At 56.2% G+C, this 24,357-nt stretch carries 16 protein-coding genes and 4 pseudogenes; 12 read left to right on the forward strand and 8 right to left on the reverse strand.

The annotated features are described in order from the left end of the window. Position 1: 1 nt before the first annotated feature. Together AC3Y5R_RS06475 and AC3Y5R_RS06480 are read left to right on the forward strand one after the other, a co-directional pair. Positions 2-1,543, forward strand: coding sequence for an efflux transporter outer membrane subunit (locus AC3Y5R_RS06475; RefSeq protein ID WP_489920652.1), 1,542 nt, complete (start codon positions 2-4; stop codon positions 1,541-1,543). 106 nt (positions 1,544-1,649) lie between these two features. Further along, positions 1,650-3,242, forward strand: a complete 1,593-nt coding sequence (locus tag AC3Y5R_RS06480; protein WP_489920653.1) for an ABC-F family ATPase — start codon at positions 1,650-1,652, stop codon at positions 3,240-3,242. Between the two features lie 273 nt (positions 3,243-3,515). On the opposite strand, the gene AC3Y5R_RS06485 is transcribed toward AC3Y5R_RS06480, so the two are convergent. Together AC3Y5R_RS06485 and AC3Y5R_RS06490 are read right to left on the reverse strand one after the other, a co-directional pair. Beyond that, the gene (locus AC3Y5R_RS06485) at positions 3,516-4,796 is read right to left on the reverse strand and encodes an NAD(P)/FAD-dependent oxidoreductase (RefSeq protein WP_489920654.1); all 1,281 of its coding nucleotides are present in this window, start codon (positions 4,794-4,796) and stop codon (positions 3,516-3,518) included. 2 nt (positions 4,797-4,798) lie between these two features. Continuing rightward, positions 4,799-5,128: pseudogene (locus AC3Y5R_RS06490) on the reverse strand (aldehyde dehydrogenase family protein); the annotation flags it as partial. A 130-nt stretch (positions 5,129-5,258) separates the two neighbouring features. On the opposite strand from AC3Y5R_RS06490, the gene AC3Y5R_RS06495 reads away from it, so the two are divergent. Beyond that, positions 5,259-6,635, forward strand: a complete 1,377-nt coding sequence (locus tag AC3Y5R_RS06495) for an APC family permease (protein WP_489920655.1) — start codon at positions 5,259-5,261, stop codon at positions 6,633-6,635. A 96-nt stretch (positions 6,636-6,731) separates the two neighbouring features. Here the strand turns inward: AC3Y5R_RS06495 and AC3Y5R_RS06500 are convergent, their stop codons facing one another. After that, positions 6,732-7,994, reverse strand: coding sequence for a 4-aminobutyrate--2-oxoglutarate transaminase (locus tag AC3Y5R_RS06500; RefSeq protein WP_489920656.1), 1,263 nt, complete (start codon positions 7,992-7,994; stop codon positions 6,732-6,734). A 124-nt stretch (positions 7,995-8,118) separates the two neighbouring features. Between AC3Y5R_RS06500 and pdxR the strand changes: the two genes are divergently transcribed. Beyond that, positions 8,119-9,618 carry a MocR-like pyridoxine biosynthesis transcription factor PdxR gene (gene pdxR / locus AC3Y5R_RS06505; protein WP_489920657.1) on the forward strand — a complete coding sequence of 500 codons (1,500 nt, stop codon included), beginning with the start codon at positions 8,119-8,121 and terminating at the stop codon, positions 9,616-9,618. 92 nt (positions 9,619-9,710) lie between these two features. Here pdxR and AC3Y5R_RS06510 read toward each other — a convergent pair. Beyond that, positions 9,711-10,046: pseudogene (locus AC3Y5R_RS06510) on the reverse strand (aldehyde dehydrogenase family protein); the annotation flags it as partial. On the opposite strand from AC3Y5R_RS06510, the pseudogene AC3Y5R_RS06515 reads away from it, so the two are divergent. Further along, positions 10,000-10,305, forward strand: a pseudogene (locus AC3Y5R_RS06515) (FAD-binding oxidoreductase); the annotation flags it as partial. The pseudogenes AC3Y5R_RS06510 and AC3Y5R_RS06515 overlap by 47 nt on opposite strands. A gap of 152 nt (positions 10,306-10,457) precedes the next feature. Here AC3Y5R_RS06515 and AC3Y5R_RS06520 read toward each other — a convergent pair. From AC3Y5R_RS06520 to moeA, 3 genes are all read right to left on the reverse strand, one after another. Continuing rightward, a complete protein-coding gene (locus tag AC3Y5R_RS06520; protein ID WP_489920658.1) occupies positions 10,458-12,002 on the reverse strand; it encodes a sensor domain-containing diguanylate cyclase in 1,545 nt (514 codons plus the stop codon). 191 nt (positions 12,003-12,193) lie between these two features. Continuing rightward, positions 12,194-12,949, reverse strand: coding sequence for a molybdopterin-synthase adenylyltransferase MoeB (moeB, locus tag AC3Y5R_RS06525; protein WP_489920659.1), 756 nt, complete (start codon positions 12,947-12,949; stop codon positions 12,194-12,196). Beyond that, on the reverse strand, positions 12,950-14,185 hold the full coding sequence (gene moeA / locus AC3Y5R_RS06530; protein WP_489920660.1) for a molybdopterin molybdotransferase MoeA: 1,236 nt from the start codon (positions 14,183-14,185) through the stop codon (positions 12,950-12,952). 250 nt (positions 14,186-14,435) lie between these two features. Between moeA and AC3Y5R_RS06535 the strand changes: the two genes are divergently transcribed. The 7 genes and pseudogenes from AC3Y5R_RS06535 to AC3Y5R_RS06565 all read left to right on the forward strand — a co-directional run bounded on the left by AC3Y5R_RS06535 (position 14,436) and on the right by AC3Y5R_RS06565 (position 22,945). Continuing rightward, on the forward strand, positions 14,436-15,398 hold the full coding sequence (locus AC3Y5R_RS06535; RefSeq protein WP_489920661.1) for an isoaspartyl peptidase/L-asparaginase: 963 nt from the start codon (positions 14,436-14,438) through the stop codon (positions 15,396-15,398). Positions 15,399-15,408: 10 nt separating this feature from the next. Further along, a complete protein-coding gene (gene gsiA / locus AC3Y5R_RS06540) occupies positions 15,409-17,268 on the forward strand; it encodes a glutathione ABC transporter ATP-binding protein GsiA (protein WP_489920662.1) in 1,860 nt (619 codons plus the stop codon). A gap of 45 nt (positions 17,269-17,313) precedes the next feature. Beyond that, entirely contained in the window at positions 17,314-18,849 is a 1,536-nt protein-coding gene (gene gsiB / locus AC3Y5R_RS06545) for a glutathione ABC transporter substrate-binding protein GsiB (RefSeq protein WP_489920663.1), read from the forward strand. 68 nt (positions 18,850-18,917) lie between these two features. Further along, positions 18,918-19,838 carry a glutathione ABC transporter permease GsiC gene (gene gsiC, locus AC3Y5R_RS06550; protein WP_489920664.1) on the forward strand — a complete coding sequence of 307 codons (921 nt, stop codon included), beginning with the start codon at positions 18,918-18,920 and terminating at the stop codon, positions 19,836-19,838. A 9-nt stretch (positions 19,839-19,847) separates the two neighbouring features. Then, complete coding sequence (gsiD, locus tag AC3Y5R_RS06555) at positions 19,848-20,753, forward strand: glutathione ABC transporter permease GsiD (protein WP_489920665.1); 906 nt, start codon at positions 19,848-19,850, stop codon at positions 20,751-20,753. Positions 20,754-20,808: 55 nt separating this feature from the next. Further along, on the forward strand, positions 20,809-21,258 hold the full coding sequence (locus tag AC3Y5R_RS06560) for a DUF4385 domain-containing protein (RefSeq protein ID WP_489920666.1): 450 nt from the start codon (positions 20,809-20,811) through the stop codon (positions 21,256-21,258). Positions 21,259-21,434: 176 nt separating this feature from the next. Then, a pseudogene (locus tag AC3Y5R_RS06565) lies at positions 21,435-22,945 on the forward strand (MFS transporter). A 76-nt stretch (positions 22,946-23,021) separates the two neighbouring features. Here the strand turns inward: AC3Y5R_RS06565 and rimO are convergent. Continuing rightward, positions 23,022-24,350 carry a 30S ribosomal protein S12 methylthiotransferase RimO gene (rimO, locus tag AC3Y5R_RS06570; RefSeq protein ID WP_489920667.1) on the reverse strand — a complete coding sequence of 443 codons (1,329 nt, stop codon included), beginning with the start codon at positions 24,348-24,350 and terminating at the stop codon, positions 23,022-23,024. Positions 24,351-24,357: the final 7 nt, after the last annotated feature.

A 24,357-nucleotide genomic window follows, 5' to 3' on the forward strand; every position in this document is an offset into this window, starting at 1 on the left:
CATGAACGTTTTCCCCTATTTCGCACGTTCGCGATTCAGCGTGCTGCTGGTCGCCACCCTGGCGCTGTCGGCCTGTTCGGTCGGCCCTGATTACCAGTCGCCGAAGCCGTCCACCCCGGCGACCTTTAACTCGCTGCAGTCGGAAGCAGGTTCCCGGCCACAGGCGGCGGTGACCAATCCCGGCTGGTGGAAGTCGTTTAATGACCCTCAGCTGGACAGCCTGATTGAACGTGCCATTGCCGGGAACCTGAGCCTGCAACAAGCGGTTCTGCGTATTGCCGGTTCGCGTCAGCAGCTGAATCAGGCGCGCGGGGCCTGGTTCCCTTCAGTAAACGGCAAGCTCTCCGCCCAGCGTCAGCAGTTGGGGGTGAAAGGCGAGCTGGAGTCTAACGGTGTTTACGATCAGATCGATCAAACCGATCCGGATCTGAAGTCTGCACTCAGCGGGTTAACCAGGCCGGTTGCCCTGTATCAGGGCAGTTTTGATGCTTCCTGGGAGCTGGATCTGTGGGGCAAGGTGCGCCGTCAGGTTGAAGCCGCCGATGCCCGGCAGCAGGAGTCGCTGGAAAGCCGCAACGATGCGCTGGTCTCGCTGGAAGCGGAAGTGGCGCGGACCTATCTGCAGTTGCGCGGAGCGCAGTCGATCAGCCAGACGCTGCAAACCCAGATTGATGTGGCGCAGCAGACGCTGGAGCTGACGCAGAGCCAGCAGCGTAACGGCCTGGCTCCGCAGATGGACGTCGAAAATGCCCGCGCCCAGCTTAATTCCCTGCGCGCTCAGCTGCCGCAGTATCAGTCCCAGGTCCATCAGGCGATGAATGGCCTGGCGGTGCTGACTGGCAAACCTCCGGGTGCGCTGGATGGTGAACTGATGGCCACTAAGCCATTGCCTGCGTTACCGAAAGAGGTGCCGGTCGGTCTGCCATCCACGCTGGCGCGTCGTCGCCCGGATGTGCGCCAGGCCGAAGCGAAACTCCATGAAGCTACAGCGAATATTGGCGTCTCCGTCGCTCAACTGTTCCCGGACATCTCGCTGACCGGTCAGTTTGGCATGCGTAACACCGATATCAGTTATCTGGACAACTGGAGCAGCCATTTCTACAGCTTCGGGCCGTCAATCTCGATTCCTCTCTTCCAGGGTGGGCAGCTGGTTTCCAGCGTCAAACTGGCCAGGGCCGAGCAGGCCAGCGCAGCGCTGGGTTACCGCCAGACAGTATTGACCGCCCTGCAGGACGTGGAGAATGCGCTGGTCAGCTACCGCACCGATCAGCAGCAGGTGGATGGCCTGAACGAGACGGTTGATGCGCTGCAAAACGCATTCAACCTGGCTAATGACAGCTATACCAAAGGTCTGTCATCGTTTATTGATGCGCTGGATGCACAGCGCCAGCTGGCTCAGGCCGTGCAGCAGGCCGCTTCGGCAAAAGTGCAGAGCAGTCTTGACCTTGTGGCGTTGTATAAAGCGCTGGGCGGCGGCTGGGAGCTTTATCAGGACGTTAAGCTTCCCGATTATTCAGTCTTTGGTCCCGCAGAGACCCCCTGAATAGAACCAGTGTCTCTCAACGGGGGGGCGGTGTATTCGCCGCCCCTTTTTTTTGGCATAATGCGCGCTGGTTCACATTCTCACATCGCAAACGAAAGGCAATCCTGTGCTAGTTTCCAGCAACGTCACCATGCAGTTTGGCAGTAAGCCACTGTTCGAAAACATCTCTGTCAAATTTGGCGGCGGTAACCGCTATGGCCTGATCGGTGCCAACGGTAGCGGCAAGTCCACCTTTATGAAAATTCTGGGCGGCGACCTGGTCCCGTCAGGCGGGAACGTGTCGATCGATCCTAACGAGCGCATTGGTAAACTGCGCCAGGATCAGTTTGCCTTCGAGCAGTTCACCGTGCTGGATACGGTGATCATGGGCCACGGCGAGCTGTGGGAAGTGAAAGAAGAGCGCGACCGCATCTATGCGCTGCCGGAGATGAGTGAAGAAGACGGCTATAAAGTCGCCGATCTCGAAGTGAAATACGGTGAAATGGACGGCTACACCGCAGAAGCGCGTGCGGGCGAGCTGCTGTTGGGCGTGGGCATCCCGCTGGAGCAGCATTACGGCCCGATGAGCGAAGTGGCACCAGGCTGGAAGCTGCGTGTGCTGCTGGCGCAGGCGCTGTTCTCTAATCCGGAAATTCTGCTGCTCGATGAACCGACGAACAACCTGGACATCGATACCATTCGCTGGCTGGAGCAGGTGCTGAACGAGCGTAACAGCACCATGATCATCATTTCGCACGACCGTCACTTCCTGAACATGGTCTGCACCCACATGGCGGATCTGGATTACGGCGAACTGCGCGTTTATCCGGGCAACTACGACGAGTATATGACTGCGGCCACTCAGGCCCGTGAGCGTCTGCTGTCTGATAACGCCAAGAAAAAGGCGCAAATCAACGAACTGCAGTCTTTTGTCAGCCGTTTCAGTGCTAACGCCTCTAAGTCCCGTCAGGCGACTTCCCGTGCCAAACAGATTGATAAAATCAAGCTGGAAGAGGTTAAAGCGTCAAGCCGTCAGAACCCGTTTATTCGTTTTGATCAGGACAAGAAGCTGTTCCGTAACGCGCTTGAGCTGGAGTCCGTGACTAAGGGCTTCGACCAGGGGCCGCTGTTTAAGAACGTTAATCTGCTGCTGGAAGTGGGCGAAAAGCTGGCAATCCTCGGCCCGAACGGGATCGGTAAAACCACCTTTCTGAAAACGCTGGTGGCCGATTTGCAGCCGGATAACGGCACGGTGAAATGGTCTGAGAACGCCCGTATTGGTTACTATGCTCAGGATCACGCGCATGACTTTGCCAACGATCTGACCGTCTTTGACTGGATGAGCCAGTGGAAGCAGGAAAATGATGACGAGCAGGCGGTGCGCAGCATTCTGGGGCGTCTGCTGTTCAGTCAGGACGACATCAAGAAGCCAGCCAAAGTGCTGTCCGGTGGTGAGAAAGGGCGCATGCTGTTCGGCAAGCTGATGATGGAAAAACCGAACGTGCTGATTATGGATGAGCCGACCAACCACCTGGATATGGAGTCCATCGAGGCGCTGAACATGGCGCTGGAGATGTACGAAGGTACGCTGATTTTCGTTTCTCACGACCGTGAATTCGTCAGCTCGCTGGCGACTCGCGTGATTGAGATGACGCCTGGCAAGCTGAACGACTTTACCGGCAACTACGAAGATTATCTGCGTAGCCAGGGTATCGTCTGAGAATAAGTTTTAGCTCAGAAGATTGAAAGAGCACAAAGACAGTGCTTGCGCAGCGCGTACAGAGGCTGTGCCTGGATGATGCTCTTAAAGACAGCGCCTGCGCAGGGAACACAGGCCGCTCATAAAGACGTAAAAAGCGCCCTCCCTGGCAGCTCGACCCGCACCGTCCATGGTGCGGGACGCTTTATTCCGGCCTGTGTTCCCCGCGCATTTCAGTTTTCAGCGTTGTTTGTGGGGAAAGTCTCATTTCTCGCGCTTCAGATATCTGCGTTGTTAAACTCCCAGACGATCGCGCAGGCTGTAATATGCAGCGCCCATTGCCGTCAGCGGGATGCGCATGTTGCGGCCCCCCGGGAACGGGTAGTGCGGCAGGGTCGCGAAGGCATCAAACCGTTCTGCATCTCCCCGCAACACTTCTGAAATCAAGCGGCCTGCCAGATGGGTACAGGTCACGCCATGGCCGCTGTCGCCCTGCATGTAGTAAATGTTGTTTTCCAGCCGGCCGAACTGCGGCATCCTCGACAGCGTCAGCAGGAAGTTGCCCGTCCAGCGATAGCCGATTTTCACGCCCTTAAGTTGCGGGAAGGTTTTCAGCAGCTTCGGCATCAGCAGCCGCTCAATATCATCCGGATCGCGTGCGCCATAGACCACGCCGCCGCCGTACAGCAGACGATGATCGGCGGTCAGGCGGAAGTAGTCCAGCAGGTAGTTACAGTCCTCAACACAGTAATCCGAAGGCAGCAATGATGCCGCAAGCTCCGGGCTGAGCGGTTCAGTGGTCAGTACCTGGGTGCCGCAGGGCATGCTGCGTTTCGAAAGTGCCGGTTCCAGCTTGTTGCCCAGGTAGGCATTGCCCGCGACAATTACATAGCGTGCTTCAACCTGTCCTGTGGCCGTTTTCACGATCGCCGGGTTGCCATGTTTAATCTCAATAACCGGCGATTGCTCGAAGATTTGGCCACCGTTCAGCTCCACTGCCTTTGCTTCGCCAATGGCAAGATTCAGCGGGTGAAGGTGACCGCCGCGCTTATCCAGCAGCGCACCGACGTAACGGTCGCTGTCGACTTCCTTGCGGATCTGCCGGGCATCCAGCAGCTCAAGCTGGTCATTGCCGTAGCGCTCCCAGTTCTGTTTCTGCTCCTCCAGCGTACTGAACTGCTTAGAATTAAGTGCCACAAACAGGCCGCCCGGTCGGTAGTCGCAGTCGATTCCGTAGCGTTTGATGCGCTCACGGATAATATCGCCGCCTTCAAACATCATGCTGCCCAGCATGCGGGCGGCATCCGCGCCGTAAGTTCTTTCAATCACGTCCACATCGCGGCTGTAAGAGTTCACCACCTGGCCGCCATTGCGCCCGCTGGCACCAAACCCCACGCGGGCCGCTTCCAGTACCACCACCTTATAGCCATTTTCAGCCAGGTGCAGGGCCGAGGAGAGGCCGGTATACCCGGCACCAATAATACAAACGTCACAGGAGAGTGACCCTTCCAGCGTCGGAAAAGGGGCGTATTTATTGGCGCTTGCGGCGTAATAACTTTGCGTATGTTCTGTCATTATCAGGACTCCAGAGCGATCCAGATGGTTTTCAGTTCGGTGAATTTTTCGAGTGCATGCAGTGATTTGTCCCGCCCGTTGCCGCTTTGCTTAAAGCCGCCAAACGGCACGGTCATGTCACCGTCGTTGTAGTTATTGACGAACACCGAGCCTGCTTTCAGGCGTCGGCTGACGCGGTGTGCACGGGAGAGGTTGTCGGTCCATACTGCAGCACCCAGGCCGTATTCGCTGTCATTGGCCAGTGCCAGCGCTTCTGACTCATCGCTGAAGCGGGTGACCACCAGAACCGGTCCAAAAATCTCCTCGCGGGAAAGACGATCCTGCGGATTAACGTGTCCTGCCGGAGCCGGGGCATCCTTCTCTGCCGGAGTTTTCCGGCTATTACCCGGCAGCCGCTGGAGGAGAAAACAGCGGTGACGGGGCTGTCACACCTTTACCTGGTGTGCAGAAAGGGGACTGTTAATGGCAATAGCTACAGAAGAAACAACGGAAAAACCGGGATTAAAGAAATCGCTCAGACTCTGGCAGGTCGTGGTTATGGGTCTGGCGTATCTCACGCCGATGACGGTTTTTGATACCTTCGGCATCGTCTCCGGGATCAGTCATGGCCACGTGCCGGCTTCCTACCTTCTGGCGCTCGCTGGGGTGCTGTTTACCGCTATCAGCTATGGCAAGCTGGTGCGCAAATTCCCGCAGGCGGGGTCGGCTTATACTTATGCCCAAAAGGCGATAAATACTCATGTGGGTTTTCTGGTGGGTTGGTCGTCGCTGCTGGACTACCTGTTCCTGCCGATGATCAACGTCCTGCTGGCGAAGATCTATCTGTCGGTGCTGTTCCCTGAAGTCCCTCCGTGGGTCTGGGTGGTCGGTTTTGTGGCGGTGATGACTGCGGCCAACCTGAAAAGCGTCAGCCTGGTGGCGAACTTTAATACCCTGTTTGTGTTGATCCAGATCTCCATCATCGTGGTGTTTATTTATCTGGTGATCCACGGTCTGCATAAGGGCGAAGGGCTGGGGACCGTCTGGTCGCTGCAGCCGTTTGTCAGCCAGAATGCTCACCTGATCCCGATCATCACCGGCGCGACCATCGTCTGTTTCTCGTTCCTGGGTTTTGATGCGGTGACCACGTTGTCGGAAGAAACCCCCGATGCTGCAAAAACTATCCCAAGGGCAATCTTTCTTACGGCGTTGTATGGTGGAGTGATCTTTATTTCCGCCTCCTTCTTTATGCAGCTGTTTTTTCCGGATATCAGCCGGTTTAAAAACCCCGATGCGGCGCTGCCGGAAATTGCACTGTATGTTGGCGGCAAGCTGTTCCAGTCGATTTTTCTTTGCACCACTTTTATTAATACCCTGGCTTCCGGGCTGGCTTCTCATGCCAGCGTCTCACGCCTGCTGTACGTGATGGGGCGAGATAACGTGTTTCCGGAAAAGGTTTTCGGTTACGTCCACCCTAAATGGCGGACACCGGCACTGAATGTGATGATGGTTGGCATCGTGGCGCTGTCTGCCCTGTACTTTGACCTGGTGAAGGCAACGGCACTGATTAATTTTGGTGCGCTGGTTGCTTTCACGTTTGTGAATCTCTCGGTGATTAACCACTTCTACCGTCGTGAAGGGCTGAATAAGTCCTGGCGGGAAAAACTGAACTATCTGGTGATGCCGCTGCTGGGTGCGGCCACGGTCGCCGTGCTGTGGTTCAATCTGGAGGCAACGTCGCTGACGATGGGGCTCTCCTGGGCGGCGATTGGCATTGTTTATCTGGCGTGGCTGACCCGCAGTTTTCGCCAGCCACCGCCACAGTTCGATAAGCTGGATGTCGGGCTGCGTGGTGAATAGCTGAAGGGTCGAAAGGTGGGGAATTTACCTGCCTGATTTCAGCTAAAAAAATCCCCGGAAGAGAGTCTCTTTCCCGGGGATTGTTGCTTAATAACATTATCCTTTAAGGATATTAGTCAGGATAGTCAGGGATTGTTTGAACTGCGCATCCGGAATGGTTAACGGATAGAGGAAACGAATAACGTTACCGTGTACGCCGCAGGTCAGCAGGATCAGGCCCTGTTCCATGGCGCGTTTCTGGATGCTGCGGGCAATTTCACCGCAAGGTGCGCCGGTCGCCGGATCTTTAAACTCCGCAGCGATCATCGAGCCACGGCCGCGAACCTGGGCGATGGCCGGGTTGCCTGAACTGTTAAGTGTTTCGCTGAGGTCAGCGCCCAGCGTGTTAGCACGTTTGCACAGTTGCTCTTCATCAATAACGTCGAGCACGGCATGAGCGGCGGCTACAGCAATCGGGTTACCGGCGTAGGTTCCGCCCAGCCCGCCTGGTGCCGGGGCATCCATCAGCTCTGCACGGCCAGAGACGCCAGAGATAGGGAAGCCGCCGCCAAGGCTTTTTGCCATGGTGATCAGGTCTGGTTTTGCATCCGGGTAGTATTCGCTGGCAAACACTTTGCCGGTACGGGCAAAACCGGTCTGAATTTCATCGGCCACCAGCAGAATACCGTGCCGATCGCAGAGATGACGCAGCGCGGTAACGAATTCAGGAGGCGCGACGTTAAAGCCGCCTTCGCCCTGTACCGGTTCGAAGATGATGGCTGCGACCTGCTGCGGGGCGATATCGCAGTGGAAAATATCATCCAGGCTTTTCAGCGAGTCTTCGGTGCTGACGCCGTGCAGAGCATTGGGATAGCGGGCATGGAACACTGAGCCGGGGAAGGGGCCGAAGCCAGTCTTGTAGGGAGCGACTTTGCCGGTCAGCGCCATGGTCATCATGGTGCGGCCATGGAACGAGCCGGTGAAGGTAATCACGCCCGGACGGCTGGTAGCAGCGCGAGCTATTTTCACCGCATTTTCGACCGCTTCAGCTCCGGTGGTGAAAAATGTGGTTTTCACTTTGCCTTCAATTGGCACCAGCTTGTTCAGGCGTTCGGCCAGGGAAAGGTAATTTTCATAAGGGATCACCTGGAAAGCGGTATGGGTGAAGCAGTCCAGCTGCTGTTTTACGGCAGAGATCACTTTTGGGTGGCGGTGGCCGGTATTCACTACGGCGATCCCCGCAGCAAAGTCGATATAGTCACGGCCTTCGGTATCGGTGATGGTCGCATTTTCGGCTTTGCTGACCAGGAAATCACACATTACGCCGACCCCGCGAGGGGTAGCGTCAAGGCGGCGCTGCTGAACATTATTATTTTGCATGGTGTGCTCCATTTATCGGGTAACAGAGAGTCGGACAGAATGGTAATGACTGACTTATAATGATTTTTAGCGTTTCTGGGGGGCGGTTAGCCAGATCCAGTTTCAACTATTTTAGGGAGCCACTTTGCGCACACTCGTTGGTGACCTGGTTGCTTACCGCCTCGGGCAGGTGATGTCGGGCACACTGGGCAAGCGTCTGTACGATGCGTTACAGCAATCTATTCAGGAAGGCACTCTCGCGCCGGGCACCCGGCTGCCCGCGTCCAGAGATCTGGCGGCAGAGCTGGAGGTGTCGCGCAATACGGTGATTGCTGCCTATGAGCAGTTGCAGTCCGAGGGTTACCTGAAGACCCGCAAGGGGAGCGGGACCTTTATCAGCGATCGCCTGCTGGAACCTGATATGCCGGTGGGTGAGGAGCGCCTTGATGGTGCGCAGAACACTTCCGGCCAGCTCACGCTCTCACGGCGTGGCGAGCAGTTGCTGAGCCGTTCCGGAGCCAGTCAGCGCCAGTGGGGAGCCTTTATGCCCGGCGTGCCTGACGTGCGGCATTTCCCGCACAAGACCTGGCAAAAGATCGTGCGGCGGCTGAACGCCAGGCTGCCAGTGGAGCTGCTGAGCTATTCCCAGCATGGGGGCTATGCTCCTTTGCAGCACGCACTGGCGGACTATTTGCGGGTGGCGCGTTCAGTCAGATGCACGACCGATCAGATCCTGATTACTTCCGGTACTCATCAGTCACTGGATCTGCTGGCGAAGATGCTCTGTAATCCGGGCGACCGGGTCTGGGTGGAGGAACCTGGTTACTGGGGGCATCGTAGCGTACTGGAGATCAACGGTCTGCAGACTGTCCCGGTAACGGTGGATGATGATGGGATGCAGCTGCCGTCCACCGGGGAGGTGACTGTGCCGCCGGGGCTGATTTGTGTGACGCCTTCGCATCAGTATCCGACGGGGGCAGTGATGGGACTGGCGCGGCGTAAGGCACTGCTTTTGCAGGCGAAAGCCTGGGGAAGTCTGATCGTCGAAGATGATTACGATAGCGAGTTTCGCTACGGTGAGAATCCGATCTCGTCCCTGCAGGGGCTGGATGCCTCGGACAGCGTTATCTATCTGGGCACCTTCAGCAAGACGCTTTATCCGGGATTGCGCACCAGTTATATGGTGGTGCCGAAGCCGCTGGCGGAAAGGCTGAAAATAGCCCATTCCGAGCTGTACCGTGGGGGCTATGGCATTACCCAGTTGACTCTGGCGGAGTTTATCCGCGAGGGGCATTATGCAGCGCATGTCAGGCAGATGCGGCAGTTGTACAGCCGGAGGCGCGAGGCGCTGGTAGAGGTGATTTGCCGTGAGCTGGGGCCGGAGTTTATCGGGCAGAACAGCAATGCCGGGCTGCATCTGATTCTGGCGCTGCCGGAGACGGTGGATGATGTGGCGCTGAGCAGCCAGCTGGAGCAGCAGGAGGTGTGGACGCGGCCGCTGTCAGTGTATTACCAGGCAGAGGCGAAGCGGCGGGGCCTTATTCTGGGCTATGCCTGTGTGGATGAAGCGGCGATGGCGGAGACTTTTATGCCGATAGTCCGGTGTCTGAAATCTCAAAACAGTGCCTGCGCGGGGAAATTCTGACAAGGTTAAAATCTCACTGCTGCCTGTGTTCCCCACGCTTTAAGTTGAGCGGAAATCATCATTTAACCCAGTCCATCGATATTAACGTATTTACCAATGGCTACGGTATCGCCGGTGACGGCGTTGATCACCCCGGTAGGGACGCCAGCCTGTTCTGCCAGCACGATCAGCGCAAAGGCGGAAAGCGGCGTTTCATTGGCCGGTTTGATCACGGCGGTGCAGCCTGCGACCAGCGCCCGCCAGGCAGGTAAGGCCGCGCTGGCAGAGGCGATGGCCTGCCGGGTTTCCTGTTCTCCGGCGAAAGCGATCTGGACTATTTCGCTGTTGTCGGCCGGATTGGTCACCACATAAGTGCTGGCTGCATTTTGCCACTCGCCCTGGCAGTACCAGCCGGTGGACAGCAAGCTGATTGAAACCTGGTTCAACAACCTGAACGGGGGGCCGGATAAGGTTGCCGCCGGGCGTGAGCAGATCGACAAGTATCATAATCCGCTGAACAAGATCATCGTGGAAGAGACGAGCAAACTGGGCGGCTCGATGGTTCACCATCACGGTATCGGTAAACACCGCGTGCACTGGTCCAGGGATGAGCACGGCTCAGCGTGGTATATCATGCAGGCGCTGAAAAAGGCTTACGATCCGAAAGGTATTATGAACTGCGGTACGATTTTCCCGCTGGAGAAGTAACGGCGGAAGGAGTTGCGTCATGATGACCGACGCATTGATACCGGCGTAATGGATCCTGCCATTATTGCAGGGGCGGAATAAATTCCGCCCTTTTAATTTGCATACTTTTAAGACAGGTAGCTAATTTATTCACTTAACCAGATAACAACGCCTCAGGACATTTCCAGCCGGTTTCGCCCTGACGCCTTAGCCTGGTACAGCGCTTTATCCGCCAGCCCAATCATCGCCTGACGACTCTCTTCACTCAGCCCGCCCTGCATCACATGCACCCCAACACTGATGGTCACCACGCTGACATCGCTGTCACTGTTTTCGTGCGGGATCTGCATTGCCGCGACGGCTTCTATCGCGGACTGAGCGAAGCGCAAAGCCCCCTCTTTATTACTGCCGGAAAGAATGACCGCAAACTCTTCACCGCCGTAGCGGGCGATCAAATCGTCGCTACGATGAGGGACTTGCTGCAGCGCCTCGCCGACACGTCGCAGGCAGTCATCTCCGGCCAGATGGCCGTAGGTATTGTTGAAGCGCTTAAAGTAGTCCACGTCGATCATCAGCAGTGCCAGCGGCGTGCGCAGCTTGCGGGATCGCTCAAGGCTGCGGTCGAGATAGAGATCAAACTGGCGGCGGTTTGCCAGCCCGGTCAGGCTGTCCACCAGCGCCAGGGTTTGCAGCGTGCGTTTCATCGTCGTCAACTGGTCGAGTACAAGGGCTAACTCCCGCTGGTCGCGGATATTCTGGCCGATATTGCGCAGCAGCAGATAGCCCAGCGCGACCAGCGCCAGCAGCAGCATCAGGCACAGCACCACATACACCATCAGATCGGCAAACCAGGCATGCAGCAGCTGCTGCCTGTCAAAACCGACCGTCACCACCGGCGGATAGCGTTTCAGGCTGGCATAGCCGAACACCCGTTCCACGCCATCCAGCGCGGCTTTATAGATGGCCGTGCCGCTGGGCGACGTTTTCAGCAGGCTGCTGAATAGTGGGCTTCGGGAGATGTTCTGATTAATGGTGCTGTCCGGAAAGGGGCGGGCATAAAGGATACTGCCGTTGCTGCTCATCAGCGCCATCAGGCCACGATCGCCGAGGTTGTAGTAACCGAACATCTGCCGGAAATAGTCAATGCGCAGCGTTGCCAGCAGCACGCCACGAAAGGAGCCGTCGCTGTTATTCAACCGCATTGAGACCGGGATGATCAGATCGCCGGTTGAGCGGCTGCGGATCGCCTCACTGATATGAACGCCAGGATCGGTATTTTGGAGGTGATAGCGGAAATAAGCGCGATCGCTGTTATTACTGTGCTGCTGCAACATGTCTTCAGAGGTCACCAGCCAGCTGCCTTTGCTGTCGTAAATAAACAGCCCGTGCAGCTGGGGCAGAGAACCTTTGCGTTCGGCGAGCAGTCTGCGCAGGTAACCCTGACGCTCCGGGTCCAGCCCGACCAGCCTGATACGGTCACGCAAACCCTGCAGCGTCAGCTCAACCTGCAGAAAGGAGTCTTCCGACTGGCGTGAAACCGACTGTGACAGGTTGCGCGCATCGTTTTCACTCTCGGTTACCATCCGTTGCCATGTGTTGATTGTCAACCAGCCGTTGACCAGAATCACTGCACTGCCGATCACCAGCAGAAACACGATCAGCATCCTGCGCAGGCTAAGTATACTGACATCTGGCTCCGGCCGAGGCTCCCTTATCATCAGAAAAACACCCCATTTTGCAGAGGGGTTTTAAAGATAACTATAGTGCCCGGGGCAAGAAATCATTGTTTTTAAATCTTAAAATAAACAGAAGTGAGCGCGCCGAGGCAAAAATGGCGCGCGGAATATGAAATCAGGCTGATGAGTTTTGCAGACGATGGTACAGAAACCTTAAGGACAGGCAAAACGGATTATCCGCCGCCGCAGACTTCACAGGCCGGATCTTTAGCCAGCTTCATCTCGCGGAACTGCAGCGTCATGGCGTCGTACATCAGCAGCCTGCCTGCCACGCTGCCGCCATAATCAGCCAGCAGACGAATCGCTTCCATCGCCTGCAAAGAACCGATCACCCCGACCAAGGGTGCCATGACACCGGCTTCCACGCAGCTCAGTGTACTGTCACCAAACAGCCGGCTGATGCAGTGATAGCAGGGTTCATGTTCCTGCCAGCGAAAGACGCTGATTTGCCCCTCCATGCGAATGGCCGCGCCGGAAACCAGCGGCGTTTTGCTGGCAAAACAGAGGCGGTTAAGCTGCTCGCGGGTGGCGACATTATCGGTGCAGTCCAGCACCACATCCTGTGCAGCAATCAGCTCAGCCAGCTGTGGATCATCCAGCTGTGCATCAATCGCCTGCACGGCAATATGCGGGTTGATCGCCTGCAGCTGCTTACGGGCGGATTCCACTTTAGGCTGACCAATCACGGCGTCACGATGCAGGATCTGGCGCTGCAGGTTAGAGAGGGAAACACGGTCATAATCCAGCAGGGTAAGCTGCCCGGTGCCCGCAGACGCCAGATAAGGGCTGGCGGCACAGCCCAGCCCGCCCAGCCCGACAATCAGCGCTTTCGACGCTTTCAGCTTCTCCTGGCCTTCGAAGTCGAAGCCGCGCAGAACGATCTGGCGGTTATACCGCAGGGCCTCTTCATCGCTGAGTTCGGACAGCATTTACCCCTCCAGCAGGCTGTTGAACGGTTCAACCTCGACCCACTCACCGGCCGCAACGTTACCGCGTTCGCGCTCCAGCACGATAAAGCAATTTGCCAGGCTGAAGGAGCTGAAGACGTGCGAACCCTGATGGCCGGTACCGTGCACTTCCAGCTCACCCTGCTCATTACGCGCCAGCCATCCGCGCTGGAAGTCCAGTCGCCCCGGCGTCTTCTTCAGTTCGCAGGCTGCTCTCACACGCTGACGTGGTGGCAGTGCCGGAGCCTGCTGGCCGGTCAGCTTTGCCAGCAGCGGCTGTACCAGCTGATAGAAGGTCAGCGCCGCGGAAACCGGGTTACCCGGCAGGCCGCAGAACCAGCTGTTATGCAGGCGGCCAAAGGCAAACGGTTTACCGGGTTTGATCGCCAGCTTCCAGAAGGTGATTTCACCCAGCTCCTCCAGCATGGTTTTGGTGTAATCCGCTTCGCCCACGGAAACGCCGCCGCTGCTGATCACCACGTCTGCCTCGCTGTCTGTCTTAATAAAGGCCGCACGCAGCGCCTCGCGATCGTCACGGATAATCCCGAAGTCGATCACTTCGCAACCGAGCTTATCCAGCATCAGCTTCACGGCAAAGCGGTTGGTATCGTAGATCTGTCCGGCGGCCAGCGGCTGCCCGACCGGTTGCAGCTCATCTCCAGTGGAGAAGATTGCCACCCGCAGTTTGCGTAGCACCTTAACCTGCGGGATACCCAGTGACGCCAGCAGCGGCAGCGTGGCCGCGCCCAGACGAATACCGGCGTTCAGCACGCTGGCACCCTGTACAATATCATCACCGGCCAGGCGCATATTCTGGTGTGGCGTGACCTCAGCAGCGATCTCCACCGCATCGCCAACCTGACGGGTCTGTTCCTGCATCACTACCGCTTCGGTACCTGCCGGGACCGGCGCTCCGGTCATAATGCGAATGCAACTGCCCGCAGGCCATTCACCGCTGAAGGGTGCACCGGCAAAGGCTTTACCGGCAACCGGCATCGGCTTACCAGCCAGCACGTCCGCCAGGCGCACGGCATAACCGTCCATTGCGGAATTATCGAATGGCGGCACATTAATCGGGGAGATAACTGATTCCGCAGTAATTCGTCCCGGGGCTGAAGTCAGCGGCACCGTTTCCGTTTCGCTGATGGGGGAGATGCGCGAGAGCATCGTCGAGAGGGCATCATCAAGGGAGATCAGTCCCGTAGTAAAGGCTTCCATAGTGTCTCCGGCGTGCCCGAAATGCCGGGCAGGCAAATAGTCAGTTAGCGGTATTATGGCGCGATTTGCCGACAGGGTCACGAAATCCACCGCAACGTTATGGCATAGAATATTTCGGTATTATCAGTCAGCGAACATTCTGCTTTACATCACTTTACAGCCTGCCTATAGTCAAAAACGGGTTGAATTCGAACAAAATCATTCTAAGCCAGTGTTTTTCATGCTGATTTGTCACGCAGGGTAATCGGTTATGGTCAGAGCAGTGATCGCCATTCACGGCGGTGCAGGGGCGATTGCCCGTGCCAGTATGAGCGCAGAAAAAGAGCAGCAGTACATTCAGGCTTTATCCTCCATTGTCTCCAGTGGACAGGCGGTACTGGCCGCAGGCGGCAGTGCGCTGGATGCCGTGACCGAAGCGGTCCGGCTGCTGGAAGAGTGTCCGCTGTTTAATGCAGGTTTTGGGGCGGTGTTTACCCATCAGGGTACCCACGAACTGGACGCCAGCGTCATGGATGGCCGTTCACTTGAAGCGGGCGCCATTGCCGGCGTATCGCGTATCCGCAATCCTGTTCTTGCAGCCCGTGCAGTGCTGGAAGTGAGTCCTCATGTGATGTTTATTGGCGAAGGAGCAGAAAAATTTGCTGCTGTTCAGGGCCTGGAGCTGGTCGAACCTGATTACTTCTCTACTCAGGAGCGCTGGGACCAACTGCAGCGTGCTCTGTCCGCCGACCAGATGATACTGGATCATGATGGGGCCGCACAGGCCAGTGGCGATCCGCTCGATCCCGATCGCAAATTTGGCACCGTCGGCGCAGTGGCACTGGATCTGAACGGCAATCTGGCAGCAGCCACCTCAACGGGCGGCATGACCAACAAACAGGCTGGTCGGGTCGGGGATTCTCCTGTTATTGGTGCGGGTTGCTATGCCAATAATGCCAACGTGGCGGTCTCCTGTACCGGCACGGGTGAGATCTTTATGCGCACGCTGGCCGCTTACGATATTGCCGCGCTGATGGAATATGGCGGACTTTCGCTGAAAGAAGCCAGCGAGCGGGTGGTGATGGAAAAAATTGTGGTGCTGGGAGGCAGCGGCGGAGTCATCGCGGTAGATCGTGAAGGCAATGTGGCGCTGCCATTCAACAGTGAAGGCATGTACCGCGGCTACGGTTATGTCGGCGATGCGCCAAACGTGGGTATCTACCGCGAAGAATAGTGGAGGCAGGATGGCAGTGACCAACGGGTCCAACTTGCCTGCCGGGCAGGTATTAGCGATAAAAGATCTCAGCGTCAGCTTCAGCCACCAGGGAGAAGTGGTGCGGGCAGTGAAAAACCTCTCGCTGGCAGTAAATCGTGGGGAAACCCTGGCGATTGTCGGCGAATCCGGATCGGGGAAATCAGTCACCTCGCTGGCCTTAATGAGGTTGGTGGAGCAGGGCGGTGGCCTTATCGACAGCGGTGAAATGCTGCTGCGGCGGCGCAACAATCAGATTGTCGACCTGGCACAGGCCAGACAGTCGCAGCTGCGGGGTATCCGTGGTGCCGATATGGCGATGATTTTTCAGGAGCCGATGACCTCGCTTAACCCGGTCTTTCCCGTCGGTGAGCAGATTGCGGAATCTATCCGGCTGCACCAGGGAAAGAGCCACCGTGAAGCGCTGAAAGAGGCGGAACGGATGCTGGATCTGGTGCGTATTCCGGAAGCCAAAAATGTGCTGTCACGTTTTCCACATCAGCTTTCTGGCGGCATGCGTCAGCGCGTGATGATTGCGATGGCGCTCTCCTGCCGTCCGGCGCTGCTGATCGCCGATGAACCCACCACCGCGCTGGACGTGACTATTCAGGCACAAATCCTGCAGCTGATCCGCGTCCTGCAAAAAGAGATGGATATGGGGGTGATTTTTATCACCCACGATATGGGCGTGGTGGCGGAAATGGCCGACCGCGTGCAGGTTATGTATCGCGGGGATGTGGTGGAAACCGGCCCGGTTGAAGCTATTTTCAGCAACCCGCAACAGGAATACACGAAAGCGCTGCTGGCGGCGGTGCCAAGGCTGGGGGCGATGACCGGCAAGCCTTATCCGGCCCGTTTCCCGTTGCTGAACACCTGCGCAGAAGAGATATCGCTGCCTCAGGATACCGTCTTTGCGGATGCTGAACCGGTGCTGAAGGTACGCGATCTGGTCACCAGATTTGATATCCGCAGTGGGATCTTCAACCGCGTTACCCGTCGTGTTCATGCGGTAGAGAAGGTCAGTTTTGATCTGTGGCCGGGTGAAACGCTGGCGCTGGTTGGCGAGTCCGGCTGTGGAAAATCCACCACCGGTCGGTCACTGCTGCGGTTGGTGGAAAGTCAGGGCGGCACCATCACTTTTAACGGCCAGCGTATCGACAACCTGACCGGCGCAGCGCTTTCTCACCTGCGGCGCGATATTCAGTTTATCTTCCAGGACCCTTATGCGTCCCTCGATCCGAGGCTGACGGTAGGGTTCTCAATCATGGAGCCGCTGCTGGTGCACGGTATTGCCAAAGGCCAGGAAGCGGAAGAACGGGTGGCCTGGCTGCTGGAGAAAGTCGGCCTGCTGCCGGAACATGCACGGCGTTATCCGCATGAATTTTCCGGTGGCCAGCGTCAGCGTATCTGCATTGCCAGAGCGCTGGCCCTCAACCCGAAGGTGGTGATCGCTGATGAATCGGTTTCCGCGCTGGATGTCTCTATCCAGGCGCAGATCGTTAATCTGATGCTGGATCTGCAGCGGGAATTGGGTATTGCCTTCCTGTTTATTTCCCATGATATGGCAGTAGTGGAGCGTATCAGCCACCGCGTGGCGGTGATGTATCTCGGCCAGATCGTGGAGATTGGCCCACGCCAGTCGGTATTTGAAAATCCCCAACATCCCTACACGCGCAAGCTGATGTCTGCCGTGCCGGTGGCCGATCCGCGCCATCGCCGTCGGGAGAGAGCGCTGTTGGTGGATGAGATCCCCAGCCCGATCCGGGCGCTTGATGACGAGCCGGAAGTGGCACAGCTGGTGGAAGTCAGCACCGGACACTACGTTGCCCGTCATGCGATTGGCGGTGCCTGAATTGCTGTTAAACAACAACAAGGAACGACAGGAGAAACACGCAAAATGATGAATCAAAGCAAGCGCATACTGTTCACTGCCGGCTTACTGAGCAGTTTTGCTGCCCTACCGGCCTGGGCAGCGAAAGACGCGGTGATCGCCGTCGGCTCCAATTTCACTACGCTCGATCCTTACGACGCAAATGATACGCTGTCGCAGGCAGTCGCCAAGTCCTTCTATCAGGGGCTGTTTGGTTTCGACAAGGACATGAAGCTGGTCAACGTGCTGGCGGACAGTTATGACGCCAGCAAAGACGGGCTGACCTACACCATTAAGCTTAAGAGCGGCGTGAAGTTCCAGGACGGCACGGATTTCAACGCTGAGGCGGTGAAGGTCAACCTCGATCGTGCCAGCAATCCGGACAACCACCTGAAGCGCTATAACCTGTTCAAGTCCGTTGCCACCACCGAAGTGGTCGATCCGACCACGGTGAAAATCACGCTGAAACAGCCGTTCTCCGCGTTTATCAACACCCTGGCCAGCCCGGCGGCGGCGATGATCTCCCCGACCGCGCTGAAAAAGTACGGTAAGGAAATCGGCTTCCATCCTGTGGGGACAGGACCGTTCGTGCTGGATAACTGGAACCAGACCGATTACGTCAAGGTGAAGAAATTCGACGGCTACTGGAAGAAGGGGTACCCGAAGCTCGATACCATTACCTGGCGTCCGGTGATCGACAACAACACTCGTGCGGCCATGTTGCAGACCGGTGAAGCGAATTTTGCGTTCCCGATCCCTTACGAGCAGGCCAAACTGCTGGAGAAAAACAGCAAGCTGGCGCTGGTGACTTCGCCTTCGATCATGCAGCGTTACCTCAGCTTTAACGTCACGCAGAAGCCGTTTGATAACGCCAAAGTGCGTGAGGCGATCAACTACGCCATCAACCGCCAGGCGCTGGTGAAAGTGGCCTTTGCCGGTTACGCCACTCCGGCGACGGGAATTGTGCCGCCTTCCATTCAGTATTCGCAAAGCTACCCGGTGCCGGAATATAACCCGGCGAAGGCGAAAGAGCTGCTGAAGGAAGCAGGCTTCCCGAACGGTTTCAGCACCACACTGTGGTCTTCACATAACAACAGTACCGCGCAGAAAGTGCTGCAGTTTACCCAGCAGCAGCTGGCGCAGGTGGGGATCAAAGTGAAGATCACCGCGATGGATGCCGGACAGCGTGCGGCAGAAGTGGAAGACAAAGGGCAGAAAGAGAGCGGCGTCCGGATGTTCTACACCGGCTGGTCAGCCTCTACCGGCGAAGCCAACTGGGCGCTGACGCCGCTGTTTGCCACCGGATCCTGGCCGCCAGCCATCTTTAACACCGCGTTCTACAGTAATACCCAGGTGGATAAAGATCTGGACGACGCGCTGAAAACGACCGATGGCACCAAAAAAGCTGCGTTGTATAAAGATGCTCAGGACCTCATCTGGAAAGATCAGCCGTGGGCACCGCTGGTGGTGGAGAAACTGGTTTCAGCCAACACCAAAAACCTGACCGGTTTCTACGTCATGCCTGATACCTCATTCAGTTTTGATGACGCCGATCTGGAGTAAACCCCCGCTGAAAACCAACCGCGCCTCTCCCTGTGAGAGGCGCGGCTGTGATAAGCGCAGGATAACTTATGCTCAACTATTTTATTAAACGCTTGCTGGGACTGATCCCCACGCTGCTGATTGTGGCAGTGCTGGTGTTCCTGTTTGTTCATATGCTGCCGGGCGATCCGGCAAGGCTGGTGGCCGGGCCGGAAGCGGACAGCACGGTAGTGGCACTGGTGCGTCAGCAGCTCGGGCTGGATCAGCCATTAATCCATCAGTTCTGGCACTTTATCAGTGACGCTGTACAGGGCGATTTTGGTCAGTCGATGGTCTCCAAACGGCCGGTTTCCTCGGAGATCGCGCAGCGTTTTTTACCCACTCTGTGGCTTACGCTAAGCAGCATGGTGTGGTCGGTGATTTTTGGCATGGCTATCGGTATCGTTTCTGCTGTCTGGCGCAACCGATGGCCCGATCGCCTCGGCATGACGCTGGCGGTGTCAGGGATCTCTTTTCCTGCCTTCGCGCTGGGAATGCTGCTGATGCAGGTCTTCTCCGTTGAGCTGGGCTGGCTGCCGACCGTCGGGGCTGATGGCTGGCAGCACTACATTTTACCGTCCATCACCCTCGGGGCTGCCGTAGCCGCAGTGATGGCCCGTTTTACCCGAGCCTCCTTCGTTGAAGTGATGCAGGAAGATTACATGCGCACCGCGCGGGCCAAAGGAGTGCGCGAGTCGCTGGTGGTGGTGAAGCACGGCCTGCGCAACGCGATGATCCCGGTCATCACCATGATGGGGCTGCAGTTTGGTTTCCTGCTGGGTGGCTCGATCGTGGTGGAAGTGGTCTTCAACTGGCCCGGATTGGGTCGCCTGCTGGTGGACTCGGTGGAAATGCGCGATTACCCGGTGGTGCAGGCTGAAGTGCTGCTGTTTTCGCTGGAGTTTATTCTGATCAATCTGATTGTCGATATGCTGTATGCCGCCATTAACCCGGCGCTACGCTACAAATAAGGACCCGCGATGAAAAACTGGCGACGTAAAGCGGCTTTGTCCGCCATGCCAACCATTAATCAGCATCGCGTGCGCACGCCCTGGCGGGAGTTCTGGCGGCGTTTTCGTCGTCAGCCGGTGGCAATGGCGGCTGGTGTGTTTGTGGTGCTGTTAATTGTGGTGGCGATCTTTGCGCCCTGGCTCGCCCCGTTCGATGCTGAAAACTATTTTGACTATGACCGCCTGACCGAAGGGCCTTCGGCAATGCACTGGTTCGGCGTGGATTCGCTGGGCCGCGATATCTTCAGCCGCGTGCTGCTGGGAACCCGGCTTTCGTTGATCTCCGGCTTCTTCTCGGTGGCGCTGGGCGCGGCGACTGGCACCTTTCTTGGCCTGCTGGCAGGTTATTATGAAGGCTGGTGGGATCGCATCATTATGCGTATCAGTGACGTGCTGTTTGCTTTCCCGGGCATTCTGCTGGCGATTGCCGTGGTGGCGATTATGGGCAGCGGCATGTCCAACGTGATTATTGCGGTGGCGATTTTCAGCATCCCGGCCTTCGCCCGCCTGGTGCGTGGCAACACGCTGGTGCTGAAGCATCTGACCTATATCGAGTCGGCCCGCAGTATCGGCGCCTCTGATTTCACTATCATCATGCGCCATATTCTTCCGGGAACCATCTCTTCGATTGTGGTCTATTTCACCATGCGTATCGGCACCTCGATTATCACCGCAGCCAGCCTCTCCTTTCTGGGGCTGGGGGCACAGCCGCCCACGCCGGAATGGGGCGCGATGCTGAATGAGGCCAGGGCCGATATGGTGATGGCTCCGCACGTAGCCATTTTCCCCAGTCTGGCGATTTTTCTGACCGTGCTGGCATTTAATCTGCTGGGAGATGGCCTGCGCGACGCGCTCGATCCTAAACTGAAGACCTGACTGACAACGAGTAGCCGCCTGGCCGTTTCCGGGCCAGGTTTTAAGGAGGAGCGGGATGAAGGCGTTTGATTACCAGCAGGACTTCAAAAATACTGACTTTCGCCAGCATCCGGATCGCTACCAGGTAGGGCGGGGCGAGCAGGGCGTGCTGATGGTTGAACCTTATAAGAGCGAAATCCTGCCGCACTGGCGCTTCAAAACACCGGCAATGGCCGAAGCTTCAGCGCAGGAGATTATGCGGTTGTTTGAACAGTATCGCGTAGCGGATGACTTTGTCGGCATGGATATGGCGCGCAAATTTATCCAGATGGGTTATACCCGTGCGCGCCGCTACGCCAATCATAAAGGCGGAAAAAAGTATAGGCCGGACGGCGAGCTGCTGCCGTTTAGCGTGAATGAGGAGAAAGCGGCTTCCGCCGCTATCTTCAAAGGCTGGTGGGACAAAATCCGCGCGGATAAAGATTATCTTGCCCGTAAGAAAAAGCATCAGGCGCAATACGGCTGAAAACGGCTTCCGACTGGCTGAAGAGTGTTTCGTTATGGGGTATTTTTCAGACTCCGTTCACAAATATTATTTATGCTCATGTATGCTAGTAGACTTGATTTTTTTTGGCGTATAAGTTGATCCAGATAATTTCGTTGTCAGGGATATATTAATTATTCTCCAGGAAGGATGAAATCATGTCTGGTGTCACACGCAAGATCACAATTCCCGTCAGTATTGATTATGGACTCACGGATATAATGGGGGGCGGAGCCTTTACTGTTATTGGTGCCTGGTTATTATTTTATTACACGACTTTTGTCGGGCTTTCGCCGATGGAGGCCGCTTCGATTGTCGCTATCGCCCGTATTGTCGATGCCATCGTCAGTCTTTTTATGGGCACTTTTACCGACCATTTCTATAAAAAAAGATTAGGCATAAAATTTGGTCGCCGCCGTTTTTTTCTGTTGATTGGTTCCCCTCTGATGCTGGTTTATTCACTGCTTTGGCTTAACGGCATGGATTACTGGTTTTACCTGACGGTCTATCTGGCTTTTGAAATAGTCGCTGCGATGGTACTGTTCCCTGGGAAACACTACCTTCCGAAATGACCAAAGATTTTAACTCCCGCACCAAGCTGTCAACATGCCGCATGTTCCTCTCGGCTGGCGGAACCTTTCTGGCAACGTTTATCCCCGGCGTGTTGATTGGCGTGCATGGGGAAAATAATCCCGATGCTTATCTGCTGAACGGACTGTTCTTTTCCGTGCTTTTTATGATGTGTATTTTTATTTCATGGAAAGTGACATGGGAGAGAGAGTTAACGCCAGCTATGCTGGCTGAGCTGGAAAAAAGGCCGGTTTCCGTTAATTTTAAACAATGTATTTTACAGGCTGTAAATCTTTCTAGCGATTATTTATCAACGCTGAAAGTCAGAGCGTTCCGCAAGCATCTGGCTATTTACCTTTACTCATTCATCGCAAAAGATATTTATAATACCTTGTTTGTCTTCTTTTGTGTTTACTGCCTGAATATTTCATCAAGCTTTGCGGGAAGCCTGCTTTCAATGAGTATTATCGGCCTGCCGGTGACGTTGATTGCTGGTTTCGCTTTAATAAAATAAGGGCCTGCCCGGCTTTATATTTTTGCCTATGCTCTGATGATATTGTGTCTCTCGGGATTATTGATGGTCTATCTCTATCCGCCAGCAGAAAATGCGTTGTTGCTGATCGTATTTGCCTGTGTTTATCAGATTGGCCGATGCGTCCTTGAATTTACTCCCTGGAACATATTTCCGTTTATTCCTGATATTGATGAGATGATCACCCGCCAGCGCAGGGAAGGGCTTTTTGCCGCAGTAATGACGTTTTCCCGTAAAACGACCCTGGCGATAGCGACTTTTGTGATTGGGTTAGTTCTGCAGCTTGGTGGTTTTATTAAGGGAAGTCAGTTCCAACCGCAGGAGGCCATCAATACCATCGCGATTACCCTCTTTGCAGGGACTGTCGGCTTGCTGGTGCTGGCACTGTGGCAGGCATTCACATTTCACCTGAACAAGAGAACGCACAAGATCTTCGTTGATGAAGTGGAGCGCCTTAAAAACCACGGTTTACGTGAAGATGTCACTGATGAAACCCGGGCCGTTGTCGAGGATTTAACGGGGCTGGGTTATGAAGAGGTGTGGCCAGTTAAGGTGACGGACCAATAGTGGAGGCTGCGGAGCAAACTCAGGGTATTATCTGTAGCGACCAGCCCGCTGGCTAAGGAAGCGGGCTGGACGGACATCAGAGCTTAGTGGCCCAGAGGTCGTACTCGTCGGCATTCTCCACGTGCGCGCGGATCACATCGCCCGGTTTGACGTTTTTCTCACCGTTCAGGTAAACCGCACCGTCGATTTCCGGGGCATCCGCCATGCTGCGGCCGATAGCGCCTTCTTCATCCACTTCATCAATGATCACCAGAATATCGCGGCCGACTTTCTCCTGCAGGCGGCTGGCAGAAATCGCCTGCTGCAACTGCATAAAGCGGTCATAACGCTCTTCCTTAACGGATTCAGGCACCTGATCGGGCAGATCGTTAGCCGTGGCGCCTTCCACCGGGCTGTATTTGAAGCAGCCCACGCGATCCAGTCGGGCTTCCTGCAGGAAGTCGAGCAGCATCTGGAAGTCTTCTTCCGTTTCGCCCGGGAAGCCGACGATAAAGGTCGAACGCAGCGTCAGCTCCGGACAGATTTCACGCCAGCGTTTGATGCGCTCCAGCGTGCGCTCAACGGCACCCGGACGCTTCATCAGCTTCAGAATACGCGGGCTGGCGTGCTGCAGGGGAATATCCAGGTACGGCAGGATTTTGCCTTCCGCCATCAGCGGAATAACGTCATCCACGTGCGGATAAGGATAAACGTAGTGCAGGCGCACCCAGACGCCCAGCTTCGCCAGCTGCTCGCACAGGCTGACCATGCTGGTTTTTACCGGCGATCCGTTCCAGAAACCGATGCGGTGCTTCACGTCCACGCCATAGGCCGAAGTATCCTGCGAAATCACCAGCAGCTCTTTCACTCCGGCTTCCACCAGGCGCTTCGCTTCATCCAGTACTGAGCCAATCGGACGGCTGTCCAGATCGCCACGCATGGAAGGGATGATGCAGAAGGTGCAGCGATGGTTGCAGCCTTCAGAAATTTTCAGGTAGGCATAGTGACGCGGCGTCAGCTTTACGCCCTGTTCCGGCACCAGGCTGAGGAACGGGTTGTGCTGAGGCTTGGGCACATACTGATGCACGTGCGACAGCACCTGCTCGTAGCTGTGCGGTCCGGTGATCTCCAGCACGCGAGGATGCACTTCGTGGATCTGGTTCTCTTTCGCGCCCAGGCAGCCGGTGACAATTACCTTGCCGTTTTCATTCAGCGCTTCACCAATCGCTTCCAGCGACTCCTGCACGGCGCTGTCAATAAAGCCGCAGGTGTTGACGATAACGATTTCCGCGTCATCATAACGCGGCACCACTTCGTATCCTTCCGTACGCAACTCGGTGAGGATCCTTTCAGAGTCGACGAGGTTTTTGGGGCAGCCCAGCGAGACGAAACCGATGCGGGGAGCCATTGTTGTATTTTGCGACATTACTCAT

It is taken from the genome of Erwinia sp. 009765445, from assembly GCF_058137865.1.